Origin of the sequence: Cohnella nanjingensis (genome assembly GCF_014212125.1) — a bacterium.
Taxonomy (GTDB): domain Bacteria; phylum Bacillota; class Bacilli; order Paenibacillales; family Paenibacillaceae; genus Cohnella; species Cohnella nanjingensis.
The window spans coordinates 39,151-62,056 of sequence record NZ_JACJVP010000039.1 but is presented as its reverse complement, the minus strand read 5'-3'; the positions used below and the strand labels follow the sequence as shown (position 1 = coordinate 62,056).

16 protein-coding genes are annotated in these 22,906 nt (G+C 55.4%); all 16 read right to left on the bottom strand.

The features are described from left to right. Positions 1-66 precede the first annotated feature (66 nt). Positions 67-1,617, bottom strand: a complete 1,551-nt coding sequence (locus H7C19_RS22535) for an extracellular solute-binding protein (protein WP_185671320.1) — start codon at positions 1,615-1,617, stop codon at positions 67-69. Positions 1,618-1,745: 128 nt separating this feature from the next. After that, positions 1,746-2,618 carry a carbohydrate ABC transporter permease gene (locus H7C19_RS22530; protein WP_185671319.1) on the bottom strand — a complete coding sequence of 291 codons (873 nt, stop codon included), beginning with the start codon at positions 2,616-2,618 and terminating at the stop codon, positions 1,746-1,748. A 17-nt stretch (positions 2,619-2,635) separates the two neighbouring features. Then, positions 2,636-3,610, bottom strand: coding sequence for an ABC transporter permease (locus H7C19_RS22525; RefSeq protein ID WP_185671318.1), 975 nt, complete (start codon positions 3,608-3,610; stop codon positions 2,636-2,638). Positions 3,611-3,682: 72 nt separating this feature from the next. Further along, a complete protein-coding gene (locus tag H7C19_RS22520) occupies positions 3,683-5,554 on the bottom strand; it encodes a cache domain-containing sensor histidine kinase (protein ID WP_185671317.1) in 1,872 nt (623 codons plus the stop codon). Between the two features lie 12 nt (positions 5,555-5,566). Next, entirely contained in the window at positions 5,567-7,210 is a 1,644-nt protein-coding gene (locus tag H7C19_RS22515) for a response regulator (RefSeq protein WP_185671316.1), read from the bottom strand. Between the two features lie 182 nt (positions 7,211-7,392). Further along, positions 7,393-7,647, bottom strand: coding sequence for a thioredoxin domain-containing protein (locus H7C19_RS22510; protein WP_185671315.1), 255 nt, complete (start codon positions 7,645-7,647; stop codon positions 7,393-7,395). A gap of 53 nt (positions 7,648-7,700) precedes the next feature. Further along, entirely contained in the window at positions 7,701-8,207 is a 507-nt protein-coding gene (locus tag H7C19_RS22505) for an SRPBCC family protein (RefSeq protein ID WP_185671314.1), read from the bottom strand. 78 nt (positions 8,208-8,285) lie between these two features. Next, positions 8,286-9,161, bottom strand: coding sequence for an RNA polymerase sigma-70 factor (locus H7C19_RS22500; RefSeq protein WP_185671383.1), 876 nt, complete (start codon positions 9,159-9,161; stop codon positions 8,286-8,288). Between the two features lie 39 nt (positions 9,162-9,200). Further along, positions 9,201-10,499 carry a phytoene desaturase family protein gene (locus H7C19_RS22495; protein WP_185671313.1) on the bottom strand — a complete coding sequence of 433 codons (1,299 nt, stop codon included), beginning with the start codon at positions 10,497-10,499 and terminating at the stop codon, positions 9,201-9,203. Between the two features lie 187 nt (positions 10,500-10,686). Then, positions 10,687-11,301 (bottom strand): SGNH/GDSL hydrolase family protein, encoded by a 615-nt coding sequence (locus H7C19_RS22490; RefSeq protein WP_185671312.1) that lies wholly within the window; start codon positions 11,299-11,301, stop codon positions 10,687-10,689. A gap of 28 nt (positions 11,302-11,329) precedes the next feature. After that, positions 11,330-12,745: an FAD-dependent oxidoreductase gene (locus H7C19_RS22485; RefSeq protein WP_185671311.1), complete on the bottom strand. Its 1,416-nt coding sequence runs from the start codon at positions 12,743-12,745 to the stop codon at positions 11,330-11,332. 89 nt (positions 12,746-12,834) lie between these two features. Next, positions 12,835-14,370, bottom strand: a complete 1,536-nt coding sequence (locus tag H7C19_RS22480) for an extracellular solute-binding protein (protein ID WP_185671310.1) — start codon at positions 14,368-14,370, stop codon at positions 12,835-12,837. Between the two features lie 76 nt (positions 14,371-14,446). Then, positions 14,447-15,325, bottom strand: a complete 879-nt coding sequence (locus tag H7C19_RS22475) for a carbohydrate ABC transporter permease (RefSeq protein WP_185671309.1) — start codon at positions 15,323-15,325, stop codon at positions 14,447-14,449. Positions 15,326-15,337: 12 nt separating this feature from the next. Next, positions 15,338-16,303, bottom strand: coding sequence for an ABC transporter permease (locus tag H7C19_RS22470; protein WP_185671308.1), 966 nt, complete (start codon positions 16,301-16,303; stop codon positions 15,338-15,340). Between the two features lie 205 nt (positions 16,304-16,508). Further along, positions 16,509-20,534: an OmpL47-type beta-barrel domain-containing protein gene (locus H7C19_RS22465; protein ID WP_185671307.1), complete on the bottom strand. Its 4,026-nt coding sequence runs from the start codon at positions 20,532-20,534 to the stop codon at positions 16,509-16,511. 444 nt (positions 20,535-20,978) lie between these two features. Next, positions 20,979-22,310, bottom strand: a complete 1,332-nt coding sequence (locus H7C19_RS22460) for an extracellular solute-binding protein (RefSeq protein ID WP_246469678.1) — start codon at positions 22,308-22,310, stop codon at positions 20,979-20,981. Positions 22,311-22,906 lie beyond the last annotated feature (596 nt).

Genomic DNA, 22,906 nt, shown 5'->3' with positions numbered 1-22,906 from the left:
GACGTGAGCCGTACCTGTCCGGGGAGCGCGTTTCAGCCGTTTGATTGGATCTGCTGGAATCCTGCCTTACTTTTTCACGGTGGCATACCAAGCGTTTATTTCGACCTCGTTTTCCTGACCGCCCGTTGCATTGAACTTCTTGATGAAATCCGGCAGTCCCGAGACCGGCTCCTCGCCGACGAAGACCTTGACCATGTAATCGTTCAGCAATTGCGTCATCGCCGCGCTGTTCTTCGAATTGATCGGCATGGAGGGAGCCAGGGCGAGCGGATCGACCAGCCGGGCTTCGGCGGGAAGCACATTGTTCAGGTAATTGAAGCCCTCGTACAGCCGCATGTCCTTCTTCACCCGCGCCTGCCAGTAGATCGGGTAGTTCTTTTCGTCGACCCCGGTCAGGTAGTTGTTGGCCTGGTTGCGCTCATCGTTGAACGCCGGCAGGATCGGGCTATAGGCGCCGTCTTTCACGGTGTAATGCTTGCCTTCCTCTCCGATGGCAATTTCCTTGAACAGATCGTCGTCCAGCTTCGCGTTGATCCATTTGATCGCGTCCTCGGGATGCTTGGAGGATTTGGGGATGAACGAAATTCGGTCGAAGCCGCCTCCCATGCCGAGTCCCATTTTGCCGTCGGGTCCTTTGAGGGCCGGCAGATAGGCGATCTTGGCATCGGGGAAGTTCTTTTGCAGCGCGTCCGTCACGGTCGGAATGTCCCACCAGCCGAGCGACACCACGCCGATCTTGCCGCTGGTGAATTTCTCCTTCATCGTCGCGTCCTTGTTGACGGCGAACTCCTTATCCAACAGACCGTCCTTGTACAGGCCGGCCATATAGTTCAGGTAGCCTTCAAAGCCCGGATTGAGCGGCGGCGGAACCAGCTTTCCGTCGATGTCCGTCCAGTAATTGGCCAGGTTGAAGGCCCCCATCAGATCCGTCACCATCGGGCTGTCGCCGGTGATGGTGAAGGGGTACCCCTTGTCGCCGTTGCCGCCCGGGTCCTTCTCTTTAAACGCTTTCAAAACCTGCGTGAACTCGTCGACCGTAGCGGGCGCCTGCATGCCGACCTTCTCCAGCCAGTCGGTCCGGATCATCAGCCCGTAGCTCGCGAAAGCCGAGGACCGGTTGCCGATGCCGTAAATCTTGCCGTCGATCTTGAGGGCGTCCAGCGAATCCTGCGAAAGTTTGTCTTGGATGTTGGGCCCGTATTGTTCGATGAGCGGACCGAGATCCACGAGTGCGCCCTTCTTGGCATAATCGCCGTAGAGGGAACGGTCTCCGCCGATCGTCACCAGATCGTATGACTCTCCCGAGGCCATCAGCAGGTTGAGCTTGTCGTTCGCCTTGTCCTGGGGCAGCATGTCGTACTTGACCTTGTATCCGGTCTTTTCTTCGATCAGCTTGGCGACCGGATACGTGTTGTAGTCGTCTTTCATCCAGATGTTCAGCGCGTGAAGCTGCGGCTTGGCTTCTTTGCCGCCGGTAGTTGCGGCGGCGGAGGCTCCCATGGAGGCCGACGGATCGGCGGACGGGGATGCTCCCTTGGATGGTCCGCAAGCGCTTACGGAGACTGCCAGACTGGCGCACAGCAGCGAGGTCAGCCACTTCTTGTTCTCCATTGCCATTTTATTAAACCCCTCCTGTAACTTTCCATATGGTTCGGTGATCTTACCTGTTGCCTGATATATGAAACGCTCCGCGGTAGCGTGTTCATCGGAGAAACGGTCGTTCGAGCGAAACGGCTCGGGCGGAATCAGCCTTTGACCGAGCCGATCAGAACGCCTTTAATGAAGTACTTCTGCAAAAAGGGATAGACGACCAAAATCGGAACTGTGGAGGCGATGACGGTCGCGGAGCGGATGCCTTCCGGCGACATGTTCATCATATCTTCCACGCTCTTGGTGAGCGCCGTCGAGGTGTTGGCTTCCATGACTACGCTTTGCAGATAAAGTTGCAGCGTCTGCTTCGTCGTGTCGTTGATATAGATCATCGGACCAAAGTAATCGTTCCAGTAACCGACCGCGTAGAATAGAGCGATCGTGGCGATGACCGGCATGGACAGCGGGAGAATAATGCGGAACAGGATGGTGTAGGTTCTGGCGCCGTCGATTCGGGCCGACTCCTCCAGCGCTTCCGGCAGGCTCTCGTAGTAGCTTTTGATGACGAGCAGGTTGAAGACGCCGATGAGGCCGGGCAGGACGAGCACCCACAGGTTATTGATCAAATGAAGCTGGCGCATGAGCATGTAATTCGGAATCAGCCCGCCGCTGAACAGCATCGTGAAGACGAACAACACCATCACGAAGGAGATTCCCGGCAAGAACCGCTTGGACAACGGGTACGCGGTGACGGCGGTGAACAGGATCGACAGCGCCGTTCCGACGATGGTGACGCCGACGGACAGCAGGAAGGCGTGGCTGAACGTGGACGAGGTGACGACCTCGCGCAGCGTATCGAGCTGAAAACCGACCGGGAAGATCCCGACTTTACCGGAAACGATCGCCCATTCCTCGCTCACAGCCTTCGAGAAGACGTTCAGGAGCGGCAGAAGCATCATCAGGCCGATCGCGATCAAGAAGAAATAAGCAAAAGTATCAAGCAACCAGTCGTTGGCGGTTCGTTTCATGTCGAATGTGCCCCCCCTTACCAAATGCCGCGGTTCAGCAGCTTGCGGCTGATGAAGTTCCCGGCGACCACGAGGATGAAGCCGACCACCGAATTGAACAGACCGACGGCGGTGCTGAAGCTGTAGTCCATCTTGCCGAGGCCGACCCGGTAGACGTAGGTGCCGATGACGTCGCCGGTATTGTAGACGACCGGATTGTACATGGTGAGAATCTGCTCCGTACCGGCGTCCAGCACCGAGCCGAGACGCAGGATGAACATTAGAGCAATGGTGGGCAGGATGCCCGGCAGCGTGATGTGGATCATCCGGCGGATGCGTCCCGCCCCGTCGATCGCGGCGGATTCGTACTGCTCCTGCTCGATGCCGGCGATGGCGGCGATGAAGACGATGGCGTTCCAGCCGACCTCCTTCCAGCCGGCGGTGAAGACGACCAGGCTGCGGAAGTAGTCGTTGCTCATGAAGAAATTCACCGGCTTGCCCCCGAGCGCTTCGATCAGCTGGTTGACCAGCCCGCCGGACGGGGACAGAATCGTGACGAACAGGCCGGAAATGATGACCCACGAGAGAAAGTGGGGAAGGTAGACGATCGTCTGGATCGTTCGCTTGAAGATCATCAGCCTGACCTCGTTCAGGATGAGCGCGATAAGGATCGGAATCGGGAAGAGAATGACGATCTTGTAGACGCTGATCAGCAGCGTGTTGGTGAAGACGGTAGCGAATTCCTCGGAATGCAGGAGCTTCTGAAAATGCTCCAGACCCACCCACTCGCTGCCGCGGACTCCGTCGAAGATGTTGAAGTCCTGAAAGGCGATCACGATCCCGTACATCGGAGCGTATTTGAACAGGAACAGGAAGATCAGCCCGGGGACAAGCAGAAGATAGTAATCGCGGTTTCGCCACGCGAACCTCCACCTGCCCTCGCGCTTTCTCGCACGCTTTCGGCCAATCGGGCCGACGCCGCTTTCCGTGATGACTTGAACTTCCGTATTCATCGGGTCACACCTCCGCTGGCTTATGGCCTCATTATACGGAGCTGTCCGGGCCCTCTGTAGAGGGTAAACCTACTATTTCTGGTCTATGGCTACTGCTTCTTCGCTGTCCGCCGGAATCGCTTTCAAATGAACCGTGACCGTCGTACCCGACCCCGGAGCGGTCTCGATGGACAGGCCGTACCCGTCGCCGCAGAAAAAGCGGATCCGCTCGTTCACGTTGTACAGGCCGTAGGATGTGCCCGAGCCGTCCGTGCGCCGATCGGGGCGAGGCTCGGTTAGCAGCCGCCGGGCGAAGGCCGGGTCCATCCCCGTCCCGTCGTCCGCGACCGTAAGCCGGATGTCGTCTCCGTCGAGCCAGGCTCGGATACGGATGGTTCCGGTCATGGCCGGGGATTTGCGAATGCCGTGCAAGAGTGCGTTCTCCACCAGCGGCTGCAACGTCAGCTTGGGAATGCGGTAGCCGTCCAGCTCCGCGCCTCCTTCGATCTCGTAGGCGAACGTGGAGGGAAAGCGATTCTGCTGAATGTCCAGGTAGACTTGGGCCAGCTCGAGTTCGTCGGCAATGCCGACCGTATCCTGCCCCTTGCTCAGGCTGAGGCGGAAATAACGGGCCAGCGCCTCGATCATCTGGCTGGTGTCCTCCGCTCCGTGGGCGATCGCCGACCAATTGATCATGTCCAGCGCATTGTAGAGAAAATGCGGATTGATCTGCGCCTGAAGAGCTCGCAATTGCGCTTCGCGCTCGTGAACCTTCGCTTTGTACGTTTCCTCCATCAGCCCGTTGAGGCGGCGGATGAGCCGGTCAACGCTTCGCTCCAGCAGGCGGAAGTCCCCGGGAGGCAGGGAACGCCGCTCCTCCAGCCATTCGATCCCCTCCTTCCGGATCGTGCCGATGATCGTCTGCACCCGTTTCTTCATCCCCTGCACGGTAAAGGTGAGCAGCAGGAACGCGAGCATCAGATACAGCACGGTCATGCCGATGATGGTGGCAAATCCCGCCGCCTGGCCCTGCGAGGCGGACCGGTGGGACAGCTCGGCTTTAGAGACCGGGGCGATCAGCTTCCAGTCGGTGGTTCCCACGGTGGCGAAGATGGCATAGCCGCGGTTCTCGCCCTCGCCGAACGCCACGATGCCTTCCGGCGACCGGCCGACGGCCGCGAGGGCTTCGACGGGCAATTCGGCGCGGGAACCGGCGTCCCCCTCTGGGGCGGCGGACCGGTAGACGAGCCGTCCCGACGCATCGAGCAAAACCGGCGAGTAGCGGGTCGAGAAGCGCATCTCGCCGAGGATCGTGCCGAGCACCTCCTCGGAAACGTCGACGGCGAGGACGCCGATCTGCTCTTCGAACTGCTGCGGATTGCGCAGAAGGCGGACCGCGGAAAAGACGCTCTGCTCGCCGCTGTCGGTATAGGTCATCTTGTAAACGCCCGTCCACACGATGGTTCCGTTCGCGGCCTTGACCTCCGGATACCAGGGATAGCTATCGAGCGTGTCGAACGGAAACACGTTGATGTTGTCCCGCGCGTACAAGCGGGAAGGATTGACGAAGAACCGCAGCCGGTAGATGTCGGTGTTGGCTTTGGCCGTGTCGGCCAGGTTGCGCAGATTGGCCAATTGGTCGAGCTGGGCGACGACCTGGTCCTGCTTGATCAGATTCTTGTACAGCGTCTGGTTCATGAACACGGAATTGGACGTGTCGCGAATATGCTCCAGCTTGTAGGTCAGATTGAGCGAGGCCTGCTTGAGGGTCATCTGCATCGATCTAGTGACCTCCTCCTCCAGAATGTTCGAGGAGCGCTGATAGAACGAGAAGAGAACCACGGTCGCCGGCACGAAGATCAAGAGCACATAGGCGATGATCCACTTTTTGGCGGCGAACAGCCCCTGCGCGAGATCGAGCAAAAAGGCGTTCAATCGGCGGAACGGGGCGGGCAGTTTGGGCATGGGCTCGTCCTCCTACATCTGGCGGTCACGGAAGGCGCTCGGCGTCAATCCGGTCATTTTCTTGAAGACCTTGCTGAAGTGGCTCGGGTCCGAATAGCCCACCGCTTCGCAGACCTCGTAAAACTTCGTTTGCGGATCGAGCAGCAGCTCCTTGGCCCGCTCGACCCGCACCTTGGTCAGGTACTCGAACAGCGTCTCCCCCGTCTCCTGCTTGAACAGCAGGCTGACATACGTTGGGCTGAGATAGACGCCGGCCGCAATGTCCGCCGCCGTCAGATTCTCCCGGAAGCGCTCGCCAATGAGCCGTTCGATGCGCTCGATGACATTGCCCGTGCGGCCCCGGCGCTTCTGCCCCACGGCCGCGCACACCTCCAGCAGATAGGTCTCGATCAGGAGCTTCAGGTCCTGGAGCGTCTCCTGCTTGAGCGCCCGCTCCCACACCGCCAGCTCCCGGTTCTCCCAATCGGCGGACAACAGGTTCCCCTCCAGCAGCACCCGGCCGGAGAGCAGCACCAGGTGAAGAGCGGCATTGCGCTCGTAGGCGAAGCCGGGAGAGCGATTATATACGAGCCGCTCGAAGATGCCGGCCAACAGCGCCTGCAGCCCTTCTGCATCGCCGCCCCTGAGGAGCGACAGCACGGCCTCCTCCGTATCCGCTTCCAATCTGAAGCGGCTGCTGTCGGCGACCTCCATGCTGTCGACGGTGAGAATGCGGTTCTTGCCGAGGTACCATTTCTGGCTGGCCGCTTCCCGGGCCTGCTTGTAGGACAGCGGCAGATCATCGAGCCGACCCGTCTCCTCGCCGACCCCGATGGTGACGCTCAGCTTCAGCCACCTTCCGAGGTTATCGCGGATCGCTTCCGCCAGGGAGAGCAGCCCATTTTCCGTCGAGGCCGCACTCTCCTCATCATCACCTTCCCCGTCTTCCCCGCGAACGGTCAGAATGGCCACGTATTCACCAAGCGTTTTCTCGAAGGCGATTCCGCTCGTTGTCCGATGGATCAGCTCCTGAATAATGTTGAGCACCGCGTAGGAGAGCAGCTGCTTGTCCCGCTCCGAGCGGGGTTCCATAGTTTCGGCCAGGTCGTCGAGCAGGACTACCAGGACGAGATAGCGTTCCGCCCGCAGAAAGGACAGCTCCAGAAAATCCAGCTTTTCTTCGGGATGGGCGGTGTGAATGCCATCGCTGACGGCGGACAGCAGGAACTTCTCGCGCAAGAACGGCATGCTCTGCGTCAGCTTTACCTGCATCTCGCCTACCAGTTCCCGCTCGCGCTGTTCGGCGTCCAACTCGGCAACCACCTTTTGCAGCACCTCCGTCAGCTCCTTGCGGCTGATCGGCTTGAAGATATAATCGATAGCCTGCACCTGCAGGGCCGATTTCAGATAATCCGTGTCGTTGTGCCCGCTGATGAAGACGATCTTGGCGGAGGGCAGCAGGCTTCGGAGCCGGACGGCCATCTCCGTACCGTCCAGCTTCGGCATTTTCACGTCGGTCAGAACGATATCGGGCTTCCGTTCCAGGATGAGGGTCAGTCCCGTGTCCCCGTCGTTGGCCGTCCCCGCGAGCTCAATGCCGAGCGACGGCCAGTTCACGTAACGGGTGAGACCGTTCAGCACCGACGGCTCGTCGTCGACGATCACCAGAGTCTTCATGAAAGAAACCACTCCTTTCGGGTCGAAACGGCAAAAAAAGCCTTGGACCTCCTTCGCCGGTTCCCCCTTCATTATGGAGCGGGGCGGTAAAGGCGTCCAAGACTTTTTTCCTGACTGTATCGACAAAGTCGTACCCTTAATTGGAGTAAGGGCCCCAGATGTACCTATCTTTCATGCTTCTCTTATAGCTTCTTCAATTGATTGATGATTTCCTGAGGCTCCATCCGTCTCATGAGGTCCGGATTAACGTGCGCATTGCGGATGATCCCTTCTTTATCAATAATAAACGTCGCCGTATCCGGCAAAATCCAGCGGTCGGATTTGTTGAACTCGGTGAGATCCATACCGGACTTTGTATAGAGATTCTGTAGGTAAACTGGCAATTCATAAAGAATTCGGTAGATTTCAGAGACACGGCCGTTCAAATCGCTCAGCACCTGGAAAGTCAGCTCCTCCTTCTCCTTCGATGTGATTCGAACAGTGCAAACTGTTAAAACGAAACCGCGCTTACTAAGTAATCTTCAAGTTGGTCAAAGAGTACAGCAAATGCTTTTTGAGCCGACTCCAGTCCACCTTCAAAGGTTTGGAGCTCCTCCTCTGTTGCGGAAAAAGGACCTACACGCATGGTGATTGTCGTCTTGCCTTCCTTTTCCGTAAACGACAAGGTATTGAGGATTTCTAATGGATAGGTGGGATGAAAGGGTGCACGGATCGTATTGCCCTCTTCATCGGAAAAAGAGTTGATGAACGCAAGCTTTTCTGGCTCGTCTACCTCACGATACACAAACTTATTCCACATTTCTTGACCATCGGGCGTTTTCTGACTGAAGTGAAAAAGACCTCCTGGACGAAGATGATCCAACTTGGTGACATTCATCTCAAAGCCTTTATTCCTCCACCAATTTTTCAGATGCTCAGGCTTCGTAAAAACCTTGAATACAAGCTCGCTAGGTGCATGAACGGTACGGGTGATAACGAAATTTACTTGGTTGGACATGATGATTCCTCCTAAAAATGCTGTTTTTTCTTTCCTAAACTAAGATGAAGAAGGGTGTATTTTTGTGACATTATTTACCTAAACCACATGTGTCAATTTATCCGGGTTTATAACGAAGTAAAGATTAGCGATGTGGCCATCTAGAATGCTGAATGAAAGGACAGTCAACGTTTTTCCATCCAAATAGACGACGATTCCAGGCAGGCCATTTACCATGGTGAGACGATAAGTTACGTTTCCAGGCAATTTTTTCAAAAAATTCGATGTCAAATGGGAAATGGGCATAGGCCCATGAAGGGGTTGCAGCTGTGCTCTTACTTTGCCTCCCCCATCTGCGACGAGTACCGCATCAGCCGATAGGAGTTTCACGATTCGGGTTGCGTCACCGGAAGCTAGAGCTTGCATAAATTGCTCCACCAAGTTGGCGGTTTGCTCCTGATCGAAGCGATCCAAATGATCCGGATCATCTTTTACATAAAGACTGCGTTTCGCTCGATGAAATATTTGCCGGCAGTTCGCACTGCTCTTGCCAACGATGTCGGCAATTTCTTGATAATCATACTGCATCACCTCGCGCAGCAAGAAGACAGCCCGCTCCAAATAAGATAATTGCTGCAGCAACAGCAAGTAAGCGGTGGATACCGATTCCTTCTGCAAGTAGGATTGCATGGGATCTGTTTCCTCGCTCGCTGTTATCACGAGCGGTTCAGGCAGCCAGGTCCCGATGTAGTTTTCCCGCTGTTTGCTCGTAGAACGAAGCAGACCGAGACAGCCGTTCGTTACGATTTTGCACAGGTATGCTTTCATATTTTGAATGTGGTCGGAACCGGATTTATATAAGGTTAAAAAGGCATCTTGGACAATATCTTCCGCATCCGTGACACTACCCAGCATACGGTAAGCAAGGGAGAACATTAGTGGTTTATATTCGGTATAGAATTGTTCTGTTTTGATGTTTTCCAAGATGTTAGCCACCTGCTTTCTTCCCGTTATTCACACTACAATGGTTTCCAGACCACCCTTACGGCCTGCTTCCATATCTTTTAACACGCACCGCGCCGCACGTCTTCCGCTTGCCGCCGCAGCATCTGCCAACTGTTCTCCATGGCTGGCCCACTCTCCCGCCACGTACAGCCCTGCAATTTCGGGTACGGCTGGACCGGGAAATCGATCTTCCCTGCCTAAGTGCATATAGTCGTAGGCTACCACCATATTGGGAAGGTACTGTTTGGCGACGACTTCTTTCTGCCAGCCCGGTTGGATCAAGTCCAACATTTGTTCGAGAAATCGTTCGTCCGTTTTTGGATCTGTTCCGCCAGTGCCATTATATTTAACAATGTTCACCACTGAAGTGTCATCTTCACTTAATCGAATAAATTTCGATTGATTCACGAAATATATGGGCTGATCCACACCCAAAACCGCAAAATGATCCGGGGCTGGAAGCCGTTTCAAAGAAAGAGTCAAACTTGCCGCCTTCATGACATGAGCCTGTTCTTTCCAACGTAAAACCGACTTGCTTCCTACATCTCCCAAGATCCGGGAGGTTACCGAAGGCGGGGTAGCGGCAATTACATGTGCGATGTCCATCTCCTGTCCGTCAGCAAACCTTATTTGGCGAACGGTCCCATCATGCTTGATTTCCGTTACGTTTTTTCTTGTCATCATGGATACGCCTGACCGGACTGCTTTTTCGTTAAGTTGATCAATTAGCGTTTGCCAGCCATCCTGCACATAGATAATGCTATTCTTTTTCGTCGTGCGTGCTATCGAACGTAAGGAAGGCCCCGCCAATTGGTGATCAGGAGCGTGTAAATACGCACTTACCCGGAACATGGCGTAAGCGATATGACGAGTCATCGGATCGCGAATTTCTTGTTCCAACCAACTCCGCAGACTGATAGCCGGCACGGAATCGGCATCGATTTTTGTCAACTTATTATAAAATTTAAAAAACTCTATCTTACCTAGCCAGCTCAAGTGTTGAGAGAAAATAAATCGAAATAGATGAGATACTTGATTGTTCCAGAGCAACGATACGTTAGCCGAGGGGGATCCCCCTTCCATTCTTATACCTAAATCTTGAAAGATTTCATCTAACGCCCCTCCCCTGATTATGGCATGAGCGCCTAGATCGAAGGTAGCCCCGTATCTCTTGACAGATATAGCCCGACCGCCAAATTGGCTGGACTTCTCCAACAGGACGACAGACTTGCCTGCCTGAGCCAAGTCAATGGCAGCCACCAAACCTGCAATACCTCCACCGATGATGGCCGCATCAAACGGTTTCATCATGGATACCTCCCTTCGCTTTTTGGTCTTTCGTAAACTAAGATGGGGAAGGGTGTGGATTTGTGACAATTTGCAATAACTTTGAGGACTGTTCGTGAGGATCCGGAGGCAGATCTTATTTTCGTGTTCATCTTCCTACATACAAAGAAAAGAAGGCAGCTTATCGCTGCCCTCTCCCGGGATGCCTTTACAATCTCTCCAAAAAGCTCGCGGCCATCGAGGCGATCCGGCGTTGGCCGGCCTCGTTCGGATGCAGGCCGTCCGAGGTCAGCAGCGGGAGCGTCAGCTTGTTGAAGCCGCTCTCCGCATAAAGGTCGAGCACCGGCAGCGCGTATGCCAGCCCGATCGAACGGATCGCTTCCACATAGTCGATCAGCCGATGACCGGCCTTGTTTACATAGGTATTGTCATATTCGTCCTTATCGCGCTGCAGCGGCGTCCATAGATTGAGCCGGCAGCCGGGATTCCCCCGCAGGATCGTTTCCGCCGCCGTCACATAAGCCCCGCGAAAGGTGAAGATATCCCGTGTACCCGCCAGCCCGATCGGCTTGTTCAGCCGGAAATCGTTGACGCCGGCAAAAATGGTGACGCAATCGAGCGTAGGATCCGCTTCCCGCGCCATGTGCACGGTGGCGCCGTGGTCTCGGTCGCCGCCTGCGGTGACGGGGCAGCCGCCTCTGCCGTAATTAACGACCCGCGCGAACCCGAGCGCCTCCGCCACCAGCGGCTGATAGCCGTTCGCTTCCGTAATGCTGTCCCCAAGCGTCCCCCAACTCAGGCCGGTCCATTTCGAATCGTTCATTTGGCTCCACCCTCCTTCACGCTCCATCTCAGGCTTCGTGATCGTACTCGAATTTGCCGGCAGCAGACTGCACGCGTCCGGCTCTACCGGGATGTTCGCCGAGCCACGCTCCTTGCGCGACCAGAATCCGCTGCAGCTCCGGAACGTTAACGTCTCGGAAGCCGGGCAACTCCTGCTTCGACGCCATGGCCGCCGCCGTCCCCGCCGCTTGCCCCATCGCGAAGCAGTTCGGCATGACCCTCAGCGAACCTTGCACCGGTCGGTCCGACGATACGGAGCGGCCGGCGACGATCAGATTGGACTTGCCTTGCGGCAGCATGCACCGGTAAGGAACCCCGTGCGATTCTCCCTTCGGCAAATGCTTGATGACCATCGTGCTGCCGGCATTGGCCAAGTGGATATCGATAAAGTAGGAATTGCGAGCGATATCATCCTCGAACGTACGCATCGACAGGAAATCCTCGACAACGAGGGTGTAGTCTCCCTGAATGCGCCGCGTCTCCCGGATCCCGATCTGATCGCCGGAATGGACGAGATGGGCGCGTTCGAAACCCGGTACATATTTCCGCAGAAAGTTCAGCTGCGTCTCGATCAGCCGTCGCCCTTCGACCGCGCCTCTCGTTAAATCCTCCGCCTTGGAGCCGTCGATGCCGAAGATGTGGCCGAAATTGAAGCCCACCACCGAATCGGCCACCCAGGTGATGCCGGAAATCCGTTTTCTTCCTTCCGGCAATTCGCCTCGCTCCTGCGCTGCGGTAATTAACGGCTCCAAATGGTGAGGGCAGCCTGTATCGGCAAGAAACTGCTGGAACCGCTCTTGGCTTGCATTCGTCACGAGGAAGCACATCGTTCCCGGCTGCAGTTCCCCGGACGCTCCGCCGAGCTGGAAAGGAACGCCGGCCAGCGCCGCCAAATCGGCATCGCCCGACGCGTCGATATACAGCTTCGCTTTGACGACGGAGCGCCCGCTTTTGTTGCTGATCACGATGCCTTTGATTCGATCGTCTTCCGTCAGCACCTGGTCCGCAAACGTATGGAACAGCAGCTTCACCCCGCTCGACAGCACCTCTTCGTCGTAGACCCGCTTCAACGTCTCAACATCGATCGGCACCCAATCGAGCTGGTCCTTGTACTTTCCTATAAAGGCGTCGCCGGCGGCCCCCTTCATCTTCTCCAACAGCTCCAAGCCAATACCGCGGATGACCGGCTTCTCCCCATCCGTATAAGGACAAAAGGATGGCACCAGCGCAGCCGTCCCCATCCCGCCCAAATATCCGCGCTGCTCGATCAGAAGCGTATCGGCCCCGTTGCGAGCGGCTGCAATGGCGGCGGCGATCCCGGAGGCGCCCCCTCCGACAACGACCACGTCCGGCGTGTGGGAGACCGGAAACGTTTGAACAGGAATACTCATCGTCTCTGTCGAAGCGGAAATTTTGGTGGACATACGAAATCCCTCTTTTCTATGCCTTATTGCACGCGACAAAAGGGAAGGACGATGAACGCCCGCCCTCCCCTTCGCATTTGTGCATCGTTCTACTTATTTTTGGCCGCGTACCATTCGTTGACTTCTTTGATGCTGGCGTCGCCGCCGGCTGCTTTGTACTTCGCTATAAAATCATCCAGTTTCGTTAGGTCGGCGCCGGCGATAAATTTCACCGTCTGGTCGTTGACCATCGAATCCAACGATTGGTTATTTTTAGAGTACTCCGGCAAGTACGGGCTGATGCCGAGCGGGTCCAAATAGCGGGTTTCAGTCGGCAGCTTGGCATTCAGGAATTCCCAGCCCGCGAACAAACGGGGGTCCTTCCGGACGCGCGCCTGCCAGTATATCGGGTAATTTTTCTCATCGGTGCCCGTCAGGTAGTTGAAGGCCTGATTCCGTTCATCGGAAAAGAGCGGAAGGATCGGCGCGTACGCGCCATCTTTAACCGTATAATGCTTGTTCTCCTCGCCGATCGTCATCAGCTTGAACGTATCGTTGTCCAGCTTGGCATTCATCCATATAATGGCATCCTCCGGGTGCTTAGCCGCTTTTGGAATATACGTGATCCCGGCAAAGCCGTCGTTTGCGCTCAAACCGAATTTGCCGGACGGCCCTTTCAGAGCAGGGATGTATGTCCATTTGGCGTCCGAATTGTTTTTGTTCAGCGCATCCATGATGCCCGGAATGTCCGACCAATTGAGGGGAATGACGCCGGCTTTGCCGCTCGCGAATTTCTCCTTGGCGTTCGCATCCTTGTTGACGGGGAACTCCTTGTCGAGCAAGCCCGTCTTGAACAATCCGTTCATATAGGCAAGGTAATCCTTATAACCGGTATCCATGACGCGCGGAACCAATTGGCCTTCGACATCGTTCCAGCCGTTCGGCATGCCGAACGCGCCGCTAATGCTGTCGACGAACGGATAGCTGCCGTCTATCGTGAACGGAATGTTGTTTACGCCATTGCCGCCGGGGTCTTTCTCCTTGAACGCTTTCAGCATGTTCTCGAATTCGGCCGTCGTCGTCGGAACATTCAGCCCCAATTTGTCGAGCCAATCTTGCCGGACGAGCAGGCTCGCAGACACGATGGAGATCGCTCTCGTCGGAATGCCGTAGAGCTTGCCGTCGATCTTGGCCGCCTCGATCGATTCGGGGGATAGCGACGCCTTGATGTTCGGTCCGTATTTGTCGATCAACGGTCCCAGATCGACGAGAGCGCCTCGCTTCGCATAATCGGAAAAGAGCGCTTTATTGTTGCTGTCTCCTCGCGTGGTGATCACGTCATATGCATCGCCCGACGCCATCAGCAAATTCAGCTTGTCTAACGCATTATCCTGAGGCAACATGTCGTATTGCACTTTATAGCCCGTTTTTTCTTCAAGCACCTTGGCCACCGGATACGTGTTGTAGTCGTCCTTTTGCCACACCTGCAGCGCGCGGAGCGTCGGCTTCTGTCCTTCTGAGGATGCCGCCGGAGATGACGTCGTACCGACGTCGGCTCCGGAATCGGACTTGCCGCAGCCGGCGACCGTCAAACCGATCGCGCCGACGAGCGCAAGCAGGACAAACTTTTTCTGATTGAACTTCATGAAGATAACCCTCCTCTTTTATCTGTGTTCCCATTTATCATTAAACCTCCAGGTTACCGGAAGTGTTAATGCAAATTCACCCTTTGACGGAGCCGATCAGCACGCCTTTGATGAAATACTTTTGCAGGTACGGGTAGACGAGCAGAATCGGAATCGTAGAGGCGATGACGGTTGCGGCTCGCACGCCTTCGGGCGATACGTTCATCCTGTCTTCGACGCTTCGGCTCATGCCGGCGGACACCGAATCGGCGTCCATCACGATGTCGCGCAGATAAAGCTGCAGCGGCTTAAGCGAAGGTTTGCTGATATAGAGCATGGAATTGAAAAAATCGTTCCAGTAAGATACCGCGTAAAAAAGCGCGATCGTCGCCAGCACCGGTCCGCTTAGCGGAAGAATGATTCGGAACAGGACGGTGAAATGACAGGCGCCGTCCATCTTCGCCGATTCCTCCAGGCTGTCGGGCAAGCTTTCATAGTAACTCTTGATCACGAGCAAGTTGAATACGCTGATAAGCGAGGGGACAACGAGCACCCATAAATTGTTGATGAGTCCCAACTGTTTCATCAGCAGGTAGTTCGGAATAATGCCTCCGTTGAACAGCATCGTGAAAATAAACAGGAGCATAATCATGCCGATCCCCGGGAGTTGACGTTTCGACAGCGGATAGGCGGTGACTGCCGTCAGCAGCATCGACAGCGCCGTCCCCGCTACCGTCACCCCGACGGAAACGAGGAACGATCGGATAAACGGGTTGGAGGTAATCACGAACTTCATCGTATCGAGCTGGAAGCCGATCGGATAGAGCCCGACTTTGCCGGATACGACCGCCCATTCCGCGCTGACGGCTTTCGAAAACACGTTAAGAAAGGGAAGCAGCGTCGATGCGGCCACCAGCAGAAGCAACAAATAAATAAAAACGTCGAGCGCGATGTCTCCGAATGTTTTCTTTTTCATACGCAGCGCCTCCTACCAGATGCTTCTCTTCACCAACTTCTTGCTCAGGAAATTACCGCCGATGACGAGCAGGAATCCAACGACCGAATTGAACAGACCGACGGCGGTACTGAAGCTGTAATCCATCTTGCCCAGACCGATGCGATACACGTAAGTCCCGATCACGTCGCCGGTTTCATAAACGACCGGGTTGTACATCGTCAAAATTTGTTCGGTGCCCGCGTCGAGCAGAGAGCCGATCCGCAGGACAAACATCAGCACGATCGTCGGCGCGATGCCGGGCAGCGTCACGTAAATCATTTGTTTGATACGTCCGGCTCCGTCGATCGCGGCCGCCTCGTATTGATCCTGCTCGATGCCGGCGATGGCGGCGATGAAGATGATCGCGTTCCAGCCTACTTCCTTCCAGCCGGCCGTAAAGACGACTACGCTGCGAAACCAGTGATTGTCGATCAGGAACGATATCGGCTTGCCTCCGAGCGCCGTGATGATCTCGTTGACGAGACCGGCGGACGGCGACAAGATGTTCACGAACAATCCGGCGATGATCACCCAAGACAGAAAGTGAGGCAGATATACGATCGTCTGGATCGTCCGCTTGAACCACATTTTGGATACTTCGTTCAAGAACAGCGCCAGGACAATCGGAATCGGGAACAACAGGACGATTTTATACAGGCTGATCAGCAACGTATTGCGGAACACCTGCAGGAACTCGTCCGAATCGACGAGCTTGCGGAACTGCTCGAACCCGACCCAAGAGCTGCCGGAGATTCCGTCGAAAATGTTGAAATCCTGAAACGCGATGACCACGCCGTAAAGCGGCGTATATTTGAATAGAAGCAAAAACAATATCCCCGGCACAAGAAGCAAATAGAGCTCCAGGTTGCCGTAAAATAATCGCCGGCGCCGACCTTTCCCGGCTGCAATGTTGGCGGTACGGCCGGTCTTCTTTCTATCCGCCGCGATTTCGTTCATTTTCCACTCCTCCAGCTCTTTCTTTTCTGTCGTGCCTTTAGTATACGAGCCATTCGCAGCGCACTGTAGAAGGCAAACCTTTAATTCCTGGTGTTATTCTTCAAAATTCGTCGTCGGGGCCGGAGTCGGCGAGCATAAAAGAAAGACCGCCGGTCGCCCGACGATCTTCCTTTACATTTTGCACCAAAGAGCAGCATTTTCCCGCTTAATGCGTCACCGATACCGCCAGCTTGTCGCTGGACGTTACGCCTGCCGAATTCACGAGCTCACAGCGGTACTCGTACGCGCCGACGGCTTTGCCGGCGATAGCCGTCGCCGCGCTTTGCGCGCTAGGCGTTGCTGCCGTTAGGCTCTGCGTGTCGATGAGCACGCCATTCTCATAGAGACGATACTCGGTGGCGTTGGTCCCCCACCACAGGTTCATGAACACGTTGAAGTTCCCGTCGCCGTCCCAGTTGTCGTGCGCCAACGCCGGCTTGCCCGGCGTCGCATCCGTCACCTTCACCACGAGCGGCTGCGAGACGGTCTTGCCTGCCGAATTGATCAATTCTCCTACATACGTATATGTGCCGTTTGCTTTGGCCTGCACCGTCCATGCCGCGGTTTGCGCAGCCGGCGACGCTTTGGTCAAAGCCGTCGTGCAAACAAGCACGCCATCTTCATACAAGTTAAATTCTGACCCGTTCAAGCCCCACCACATATTCATCGCCACCGTGTAGTTGCCATCCTGCAAGCCGTTCGCATAACCGCCGTTCGACGAAAGTACCGGAACACCCGGCGCTCCGGCGTCCATGACAGGTGCGCTCTTTACCTGGAACGCCACCGAAGCTTCGGTCACATTGCCGGCAGCATCAGCCACGCGATAAGCAATCGTATGCGCCCCAATCGCAAGACTGCCTGCAGGATTCGCTTGACCGCTCACGATCGCGGCGCCGTCAAGCAGCAACGCTTGCTCCGCGACGCCGGACATGCTGTCCGAGCTCGCCAGTTCGAATGTAACCGGCACATCAGCCGTTACATCCCCAACGCTATGGCCTGACAGCGTCAGTACAACCGAAGGAGCCTTCGTATCCAGATTGAAACGAATGGTTTGGGGCGCTTCCACATTGCCGGCGTGGTCCGTCGAGCGGTAGCTCACCGCATACTTGCCGTCCTGGCTAAACATGACCGGATTCGTGTAGCTCTGCCATGTACTCCCGCCGTCCAGGCTATACTCCGTCTTGGCCGCGCCTGACAGATTGTTGTACACGCTTAAGGTGACCGAAACCGGATGGACGTACCAGCCGTTGCTGCCGTCAGGCTCCCCGGGATGAACGGCTGCAGTCGTTACCGGCGCAGCCGTATCCTTCATAAACTGGAAGCTGCGGAATTTGCCCGCGTCCTTCGCCGTTGCGATTCCGCTTCCCCATTCGATGTACCCCCGGCGTCCCTTACCGTCGTTATCGTTCAGGACGAAGGAGAAGCTGTCCACCACATCCTGAGCGGGATTCAGCGTCGGAATCTCCGACCATGGCAGCGCGAGACGGTATGTCGTCGTTGTGTTCGCTTCATCGCGAGTGATGTGAATGTCCGCATTTTGCACCACTCCTGTCGGCACGCCGGCCGGCGCCAGCCAACGGTACACGGTCGGACCGTTCGGCGTCATCGCCATGCCCATCTCGTACCAAGCCGAAGAATCGCCCGGCACGCCTTGACTGATACCGAACTGGATGCCGTCGTTCTGCCAGATCGCATCCCCGGAAGCCGGAGCCGCCATCACGTTGTCTTTGATAGCGGCGGTCACATACAGATTGTCGCGGTCCCAGTTCAGCCAGATGAGGCCGCTTGCATCGTCAGCTCCCCCATAACCTGGTATCTGCACGCTCCCTGTAGACAGATCGATCGCCTCCGTTGCCGGCAGCGAGGCGGCAGCGGCATCCGAATCGATGGTCCGTTCGGATATCGCGTTGAAATCGAGATTCCTGTCGAACGACACGGTATCGCTCAGCCCGGAATCGATGGTAAAGCTTCCGGCGTACGTGGTTCGGTAAGCAAAGCCGGATAGAGGAAAATCGTATGCTTTCGTACTGCCTGGAGCGACAGTGTCGTTTACGTCGAGATCGCCGGAGGCTGATCCGAGCTGCCAATGCAGTCGACGGACAGGCAGTCCGTTCAACTTGGAATTGTTAACGATATGGAAACGCAACGACAATTGCCCGGTTGCAGGATCGGCAATGATGGGCTGTACTCGATATTGCAGCTGCTCCGCGATCGTAACGTCAGTCTTCAGCAGACCGAACGCATTGCCGTTCAAGGTAATCAGGCCTTCCACATGCTGAACGCCCGTAGATGCGGCGGGAGTCAACATCACCGGAATGTCGGTTGAGTCCCCGGCTTCTACATGTACAGGCGTTTTCACGCCTTCCGTCACGAATTCGGCGTTCAGCAAGCTGCCGGACGGATTTTGAACATGCAGCGTCGCCGTGCCCGGCTCCCCCACTACCCCTTTTGCAGCTGTCAGTATAAACGAATCGCTTTCCTCGACCGCTTGCACGTCCCCTGCAACATAAAGCGGCTCGCCGGTCAACGAAACGTAGACATACCCATCAAGCGGAGTCAAGGCCGTCGTATTCCCCATCATATCCGTTAACGCAACCGGCTCATCCGTTCGCAGCTTGACCTGCTTCGAACCGACCGCCCAGATCGCGCGAATCGAAGCCCCGTCCTTTTGAAACGCGTAGCTGCGAATCGTCGAAGCCGTCGCATCGCGTGCAACAAACTGTGCCCCGGTCAATGCGCGGGTCATCACCGCGTAAGAGACATAAGCCGGCTTGGGAGCGAGCGCGCCCAGCGAATCTCCTTCATTGCGAACGATCCCGAAATGATGTTCGGGGTCGGCCGGATTCGTTCCGTCGTCCATGAAGTCGTACCAGAACATTTTCTCCACGCCGGCCGACAACGCCAGGACATAACTTCGGACCAAATAAGACGCCTGCAGCTGTTCGGATATGCCGCCGGAATGCGTCGGCCAGCCATCCTCCGTAAACCAGATCGGTTTATCGTTGCCTCCATTGTACTTGCGAATCATATTGCGATAGGTTTCCGTTAGCTGCTCGAGCCCTTCCGGAGGCGACGGGAAATTGTAGGGATGGAAGGAGACGGCGTCCAGATGATTCAGTCCGCCGAGCCGATATAGATTTTCCAGCCAATTCATGATATCCACGTAGCTTGGAGCCGGTCCAATAATCTTTGTGTTCGGATGTCCGGATTTTATCGTTTCGTACGTTTTCTTGAGCATGTTGTAGTATTTGGAAGGCGTACCGTCAGCTTTGCTATTATACTCGTTATATACCTCTAGTACTGGAATCAAATCGCCGTAACGATTGGCAAGCTCATTGCCGTAATTGGCATAGCCTTGGATGCCCTCCTCTGTGTACGGCAAGCCGTTGTTGTCATAAAACGGATTGGTATAGTCCAATATGATCAGGGGATGGATGCCTTCCTGATTCAACAGGCGAATATATTGGTCGCGCATCGGGACGACCTGATAAACCCCTTTCTGCTGCTCCATACCGGACCATGGCACTTCGTCGCGGACGTTCTTAACGCCGGCGCGTTTCAGCAGCTCCACGAAATTGGGTTTTGTCGAGGCAGCGGTCCAACCGATATGAGTCCCCATGCCGAACGGGGAATCGGCTGCCGCTATCGCCGGATTGTCATTCGACAGGACCGCGAAAGCCTTGCTCTGTTGTTTCAGAAGCTGATCATCGACGTAGGCGCTGACCGACAAAGTGAAATACCCTTTCGGCAGTCTGGGCAGCGCGAGTGTTAAGGGGCTGCCGGTAACGGGCTGGCTGCCGCTCGCGACCGGGCGATTCCAAAAATCCGTGACCGACCATGCAAGCGTGTCCGCTTGCGTGCTCACCTGGAAGGCGACAGGTTCGTTCTCAAAAAAAGTATTGTTGTACACGGAATCGGACACCGACAACGGCGAAGGCGGCGCGAGCAAAGCGATATCGTCGAACCGCATATCTCCGGACGTTTTCCCGGCATACAGACGCGCCTTGTCCATAATGAGCTCCACTTGCTTAACCGGACCGTGCCAGACGCCATCGTTTTTACCGCCATAATGAATGTAACCTGTGCCTGCGTTAAATGGCGTGACGGTAAACGACTGCCAGTTGGACGATGACGGGATCGATAGCAATTGCTGATGCGCTTGTCCCGTGGAATCGGTCAGCCTTATCCCCACGTACCGCATATCCGATGTTTGAATCGAAAACCTCAATGCCTGCGCGTCGATGCCGGGGATGCTTCTTCTGATCGAAACGTAGGCTCCGCCGTTTTCGAAATCGGCGTGCAGCAATCCTGAGGCGTTCCCCGAATTGAAGCTGGAAGTATCTTGCGTTAATGAGCCTTTCGCTCCCGGGAATTCGGCGCCGTTGTAAAAAGACCAGTTCGAGAAATCGCTTTCAAAATTCCCGATCGATACGGCCTCGAGCATCGCTTTTGCGCTTGCCGACGGGATGCCGACCCACGGAAATAACGGCAGCAATACCAGGCACAAGCAAATCGTCATTCCCGTGGCTAATTTTCTCCGTACCATCGTCACGATGTGACCGCCTCCGTTTCTTTCAACAGTTCGCGTACGAGCGGGGAAGCCTTCATCCCATCCCCGCTTTTTCTAGCTTGAACGTTATTTCTTTAGGGTTGCATACCAGTCGTTAACCTCTTTCACGCTTGCATCGCCGCCCGACGCCTTGTACTTCGCCATGAAGGCGTTAATCTTGTTCAACGATTCTGCGCCGACAATGAATTTGACCGTCTGCTCGTCCGTGAGCATATTAAGCGACGAGTTGTTTTTCGAGTACTCCGGCAAATATGGACTTACTCCGAGCGGGTCGGCAATTCGCGTGTCAGCCGGTTGCTTGATATTCAAATAGTCCCAGGCTTCGAACAAACGAGAATCCTTTCGGACGCGCGCCTGCCAGTAATTCGGATAATTTTCCGCGTCGACTCCCATCAAAAAGTTATTCGCCAAGTTGCGTTCGTCGGTAAAAATCGGCAAAATCGGCGTATAAGTACCGTCTTTGAACGTATAATGCTTGCCTTCCTCGCCGATCGCCATCAGCTTGAACGTGTCTTTTTCGAGTTTCGCGTTTATCCATTTGACTGCGTCCTCCGGATGCTTCGCCGCCTTCGGGATAAAGGTGATGCGGTCAAAGCCCGCAGATTCGGGAAGGCCGACTTTGCCGGACGGACCTTTAAGCGGAGGCGTATAAGTCCATTTGGCATCGGGCTGGTTTTTTTTCAAAGCGTCTGTCACGGTCGGCACATCATACCATGCCAGCGGAATCACGCCCGCTTTGCCGCTGGAAAACTTTTCGTACATATTGGCGAGCTTATTGACGGCAAATTCCTGATCGAGCAAGCCTTGCTTGAACAAATCGTTAACGAACGCCACATAATCTGGGTACGCGGGATCGAGCGCACGAGGGACCAGCTTGCCGTCCATATCGTTCCATGTGTTGGCGAGGCCGAACGCTCCGGCAATGCTGTCGATGAACGGCGCGTCCCCGTAGATCGTTAGCGGAATGTTCTTGTCGCCGTTGCCGCCCGGATCTTTCTCCTTAAATGCTTGGAGTACGGCTACTAACTCGTCCGTCGTTGTCGGAACCTTGAGACCCAGTTTGTCCAGCCAGTCCTGCCGAATCATTAGGCTGGCGCCGGCAGATCCGACCGTCTGTGTCGGAATGGCGTACAGTTTCCCGTTGATTTTGGCCGCATCCAGCGTTTCCTGAGGGATGGCAACTTTAATATTCGAGCCGTATTTGTCGATAAGCGGACCGAGATCCACCAGCGCTCCCCGTGTGGCATAATCGGAGTATAGCGCTTTATTGTAGCTGCCGCCCGCAGTCGTTATCGCATCGTAAGGTTCTCCGGAGGCAATGAGAAGATTCAATTTCTCCTCCGCGTTATCCTGCGGCAACATGTCGTACTGCACTTTGTAGCCCGTTTTTTCTTCCAATACTTTGGCAACGGGGTAAGTATTATAATCGTCCTTTTGCCAAATCTGCAACGAACGGAGCGTCGGCTTCGCTTCGCTGCTCGCGGATGCCGATACGGTCGGTGCCGCCGAGCCTCCCGGCTTCGCATCCGGCGACTTGGCGCACGCAGCGGCTGCGACAGCCAGAGAAGCGATTACGGTCAAGGCTATCAAGCGGTTTGACGCTTGTTTCATTGAGAACCCTCCCAAATGATGTATCCGTCTATCATGAAGCACTTTTACAGGAGTTGCAGCGTCTTTAGCGCAGGAACGTTTGCCTGAGTATATTCATTTCACTCCCCCTCTCTTTCCGGAGTCCCCGGTTTGTCGCCCCCTCATTATAGTAGGAGTCCATTTTCCTCAGAAGGTGACAATCCCTATATTTCTGGTGCTTTTCTTCAAACCGGCCGGACAAGACGGCAAGCCGACGCCAGGAGCTGCAGAAAAACACCTGAAATTATAGCTTTACCCCTGTAAATCGGACAAATGGATGGGAGTGAAACTTATAAATTCTGTATGACATATAAAGGAGCTGCGCTCTAATCAGCGCAGCTCCTTCATGTTGGTACCCGATCCGG